We start from the raw sequence: 3,351 nt of genomic DNA, 5'->3' as shown, positions 1-3,351 counted from the left end.
CGCCCCTCGTCCACGGCGGCGAGGGGTGCCGCCGAACGGGGATCGAGCAGCTCGACGACGGGGCGGGCCTCGACCGCGACCGCCCCGGCCAGCACACCCTGCCGCTCGCGCTGGACCCGTGAGCGGATGTCCACGACGAGCGCCCCCGCCTCGACGGTGGTGCGGTAGTCCGCCACGTCCAGCGTGAGGGCGGCGGGGTCGGTGAGGGTGACGGCGAGAGAGGTCATCTGGTGCTCCTGGTCAGGCGGGTCCCGGTCGGTCCGTTCGAGGGTGCTGCTGCCGGTCGGGGACACCAGTGCTGCGCACGTGCGGAGCCCGCCGGACCGGCCGAGGGCATTCGTCGTGCGTGCATGGCCCCAATAATAGACAGACCGGTCTATCTACGACAAGAGCGGATTCCTTCGGCCCGCTGACCACACCCGACAGCACACCCGCTGGCGCCCGAACATTAGTTGATGCATCATGTAGTCAGACCGAAGGAGCATCATGACCACCGCACGCACGCGTCAGCCCGCCGTCTTCATCGGCCACGGCGTCCCCCTCAACGCGCTCGAGGTCAACCAGTGGACCCGCGAATGGGCCGCGCTCGGCACCTCCCTCCCCGAACGTCCCCGCGCCGTGCTGGCCGTCTCGGCCCACTGGTACATCGGGGCCACCGCGGTGACCGCGATGGCCAACCCGAGGACGATCCACGACTTCTACGGCTTCCCACGGGAGCTCAACGAGTTCGACTACCCGGCCGCCGGTGCACCCGAGCTCGCCTCGGAGGTGGCCGAGGTGGTCAAACCCACCTGGGTCGGCGAGGACCGGGACTCGTGGGGGCTCGACCACGGCACGTGGTCCGTCCTCACCCACGTGTTCCCCGATGCCGACGTCCCGGTGGCCCAGTTGTCGGTGGACGCCTCCAAGCCCGCGGGCTACCACTTCAACCTGGGCACCAGGCTCTCGGCGCTGCGGGACTCCGGTGTGCTGATCCTGGCCAGCGGCAACGTGGTGCACAACCTGGCGGCCGCGGACCCCTCCCGCGGGGACTCGGGGACGGACTGGGCGCACCGATTCGACGACCACGCCCAGGAACTGCTCACCGAGCGGCCGGAGGACGCCCTCTCTCTGGTCGAACACCCCGACGCCCGACTGGCCGTCCCCAGCGCCGACCACTTCCTGCCCCTGCTCTACACGGCGGGGATGGCGGCCGGATCCGGCGAGAAGCTGGACGCCTTCAGCAAGGGGTACGCCTGGGGGTCGGTCTCCATGACGAGCTACCGCTCCGCGGCCTGACCCGCACGCGCGGCCTGACCCCGCTGCGCCGTCAGGTCCCCCTGGCCCGGTTCGCGAGGCCGCCCGTCAACGGCAGCAGCACGACCAAGGACACCCACATCAGCTGGGCGGTCCCCGCGCCGACCGTCACCGCCACGGGGACCGATGCCAGGAACACCACCGGGGTGGCGGTCGCCGCCAGGAGCATTCTGCGGTTCTCCCTCGCCGACGTGGGACGGCGTTCCAGTCCGACCGCGCGACCACGCTGGTACACGGCGGCCTGCGCGAGGGACACCCCGGCGATGTTGAGGGCGTAGAGCGCGGTCGGCAGGTCGAGATCGGCCGTGGCCGGGTTGCTGATCGCGTCGGTGGTGAAGGGCACGAGGATCACCAGGCCCGTCGCCAGGAGGTTGCCGACCACCATCGGGCCGTCGAGTCCGGTGAGGCCCTTGATCATCCTGACGTTGACCCGCCACAGCGCGCAGATCACCACGAAACTCAGTGCGACCCCGGTCAGCTGCTGCCCGAGCCCGGATGCCGCCAGGGAGCCGAGGTCCTGCCACGCCTCCGGCCCCGGCAGGTCGACGTTCACGATGAGCAGCGTGACGGCGAAGCCGTAGATGGCGTCGAAGAAGGACACCCCGCGGTCGAACTCGGAGGTGTCCCTGCGGATCACCTCGTCGTCGTCGTCGATCTCTCTCCGTCCGATCCCGTCCATGGCGGACAGCATGCCACCGGCGCGGGGCGGGATTCAGGTGTTCCTCTCGAACACCAGTCGCAGTCCCTCGAGCGCGAGCTCCGGCTCCACGTCGGTGATCGTCCGCGACTCCTCCGCCACGACTTCCGCACGCAGTCCGGTCAGCACCACCGCCGCGTCGGCCAACTCGGCGACGTCCGTCCGCAGGCGGTCGACCAGCGCGTCGATCTGCCCGGCGAACCCGATCACGATCCCGGCCTGCAGCGCGGCGACCGTGTTCTTGCCCAGCGCGCCCCGGGGCCGCACGACCTCGATCTTGCGCAACGCGGCCGCGCGCTCGGCGAGAGCGTCCACGGAGATGTCGATCCCGGGCGCGATCGCCCCACCGAGCAACTCGCCGCGGGCGGAGACGGCGTCGACCGTGGTCGCGGTGTCCACGTCGACGACGATCACCGCGCCCTCGAACAGGGTGTGGGCTGCCAGGGCGTTGACGACCCGGTCGGACCCCACCTCCCGCGGAGAGTCCACGAGCAGTGGTACCCCGGTCTTCACTCCGGGCGCCACCACGACCGCGCGCAACCCGGGCCAGTAATCTGCGGCCATCCGTCGCAGTTCGCCCGTCACCGACGGCACGACCGACATCGCCGAGATTCCGGTGAGCCGCTCGGCGCACTCGCCGAGCAACCCCCGGATGGTCAGCGCCAACTCGTCGGAGGTCACCGCCGGCGACGTCCGCATGCTCCAGGTGCGCTCGAGTGGACCGCCATCGGGGGGGAAGACGCCGAGCCGGATGTGGGTGTTGCCGACGTCGACGGTGAGTAACACGGCCCTACCCCGACACCTAGACGGTGGCGGGCTCGGGGACGCGCGGGTTCTTCAGGCCCGACCCCTCGGGGACGTCCGCCGGATCGGTGCCCTCGGTGAGCGTGCGGTTGTGGGCATCCACGAAGACCACGCGCGGCTCGTAGGCCCGCGCCTCGGCGTCCTCCATCACCGCGTACGCGATGATGATCACCAGATCCCCGGGATGGACGAGGTGCGCGGCCGCACCGTTGATGCTGATGACCCCCGAGCCCCGCTCGCCGGTGATGGCGTAGGTGGTCAGACGGGAGCCGTTGTCGATGTCGACGATGTCGATCTGCTGCCCCTCGAGCAGGTCCGCGGCGTCCATGAGGTCCGCGTCGATGGTGCAGGAACCCACGTAGTGCAGGTCCGCCTGGGTCACCGTCGCCCGGTGGATCTTGGAGTGGAGCATGGTGCGCTGCATCTAGACGCCTTCCTGGAGGTCTGCGGCCAGCTCGGCCTGCTGGGAGGCGACGGTCGCCTCGGCGGCGGCGAGGAACCCCGTGCCGATGGCCACGCCGACGTTGTCGATGAGGCGGGCGGAGCCGATCCGG

At 70.7% G+C, this 3,351-nt stretch carries 4 protein-coding genes and 1 pseudogene; 1 reads left to right on the top strand and 4 read right to left on the bottom strand.

Annotation, left to right across the window (positions count from 1 at the left end; all coding sequences use genetic code 11):
- Window positions 1-227, bottom strand: a pseudogene (locus tag G6020_RS08070) (rhodanese-like domain-containing protein); the annotation flags it as partial.
- Window positions 228-486: 259 nt separating this feature from the next.
- On the opposite strand from G6020_RS08070, the gene ygiD reads away from it, so the two are divergent.
- Window positions 487-1,278, top strand: coding sequence for a 4,5-DOPA dioxygenase extradiol (gene ygiD / locus G6020_RS08065; protein ID WP_182610269.1), 792 nt, complete (start codon window positions 487-489; stop codon window positions 1,276-1,278).
- A gap of 31 nt (window positions 1,279-1,309) precedes the next feature.
- Here the strand turns inward: ygiD and G6020_RS08060 are convergent, their stop codons facing one another.
- Genes G6020_RS08060 through panD form a run of 3 tightly spaced genes read right to left on the bottom strand, consistent with a single transcriptional unit; the run spans window position 1,310 to window position 3,221 of the window.
- Window positions 1,310-1,975, bottom strand: coding sequence for a TMEM175 family protein (locus G6020_RS08060; RefSeq protein WP_182610268.1), 666 nt, complete (start codon window positions 1,973-1,975; stop codon window positions 1,310-1,312).
- A gap of 33 nt (window positions 1,976-2,008) precedes the next feature.
- On the bottom strand, window positions 2,009-2,779 hold the full coding sequence (locus G6020_RS08055; protein WP_182610267.1) for a type III pantothenate kinase: 771 nt from the start codon (window positions 2,777-2,779) through the stop codon (window positions 2,009-2,011).
- Window positions 2,780-2,795: 16 nt separating this feature from the next.
- Window positions 2,796-3,221: an aspartate 1-decarboxylase gene (panD, locus tag G6020_RS08050; RefSeq protein WP_179524479.1), complete on the bottom strand. Its 426-nt coding sequence runs from the start codon at window positions 3,219-3,221 to the stop codon at window positions 2,796-2,798.
- Window positions 3,222-3,351: the final 130 nt, after the last annotated feature.

It is taken from the genome of Dietzia sp. B19, assembly GCF_014145155.1.
Classification (GTDB): domain Bacteria; phylum Actinomycetota; class Actinomycetes; order Mycobacteriales; family Mycobacteriaceae; genus Dietzia; species Dietzia natronolimnaea.
Note: the sequence above shows the minus strand (reverse complement) of the source record. Positions and strands in the feature narration are given on the sequence as shown.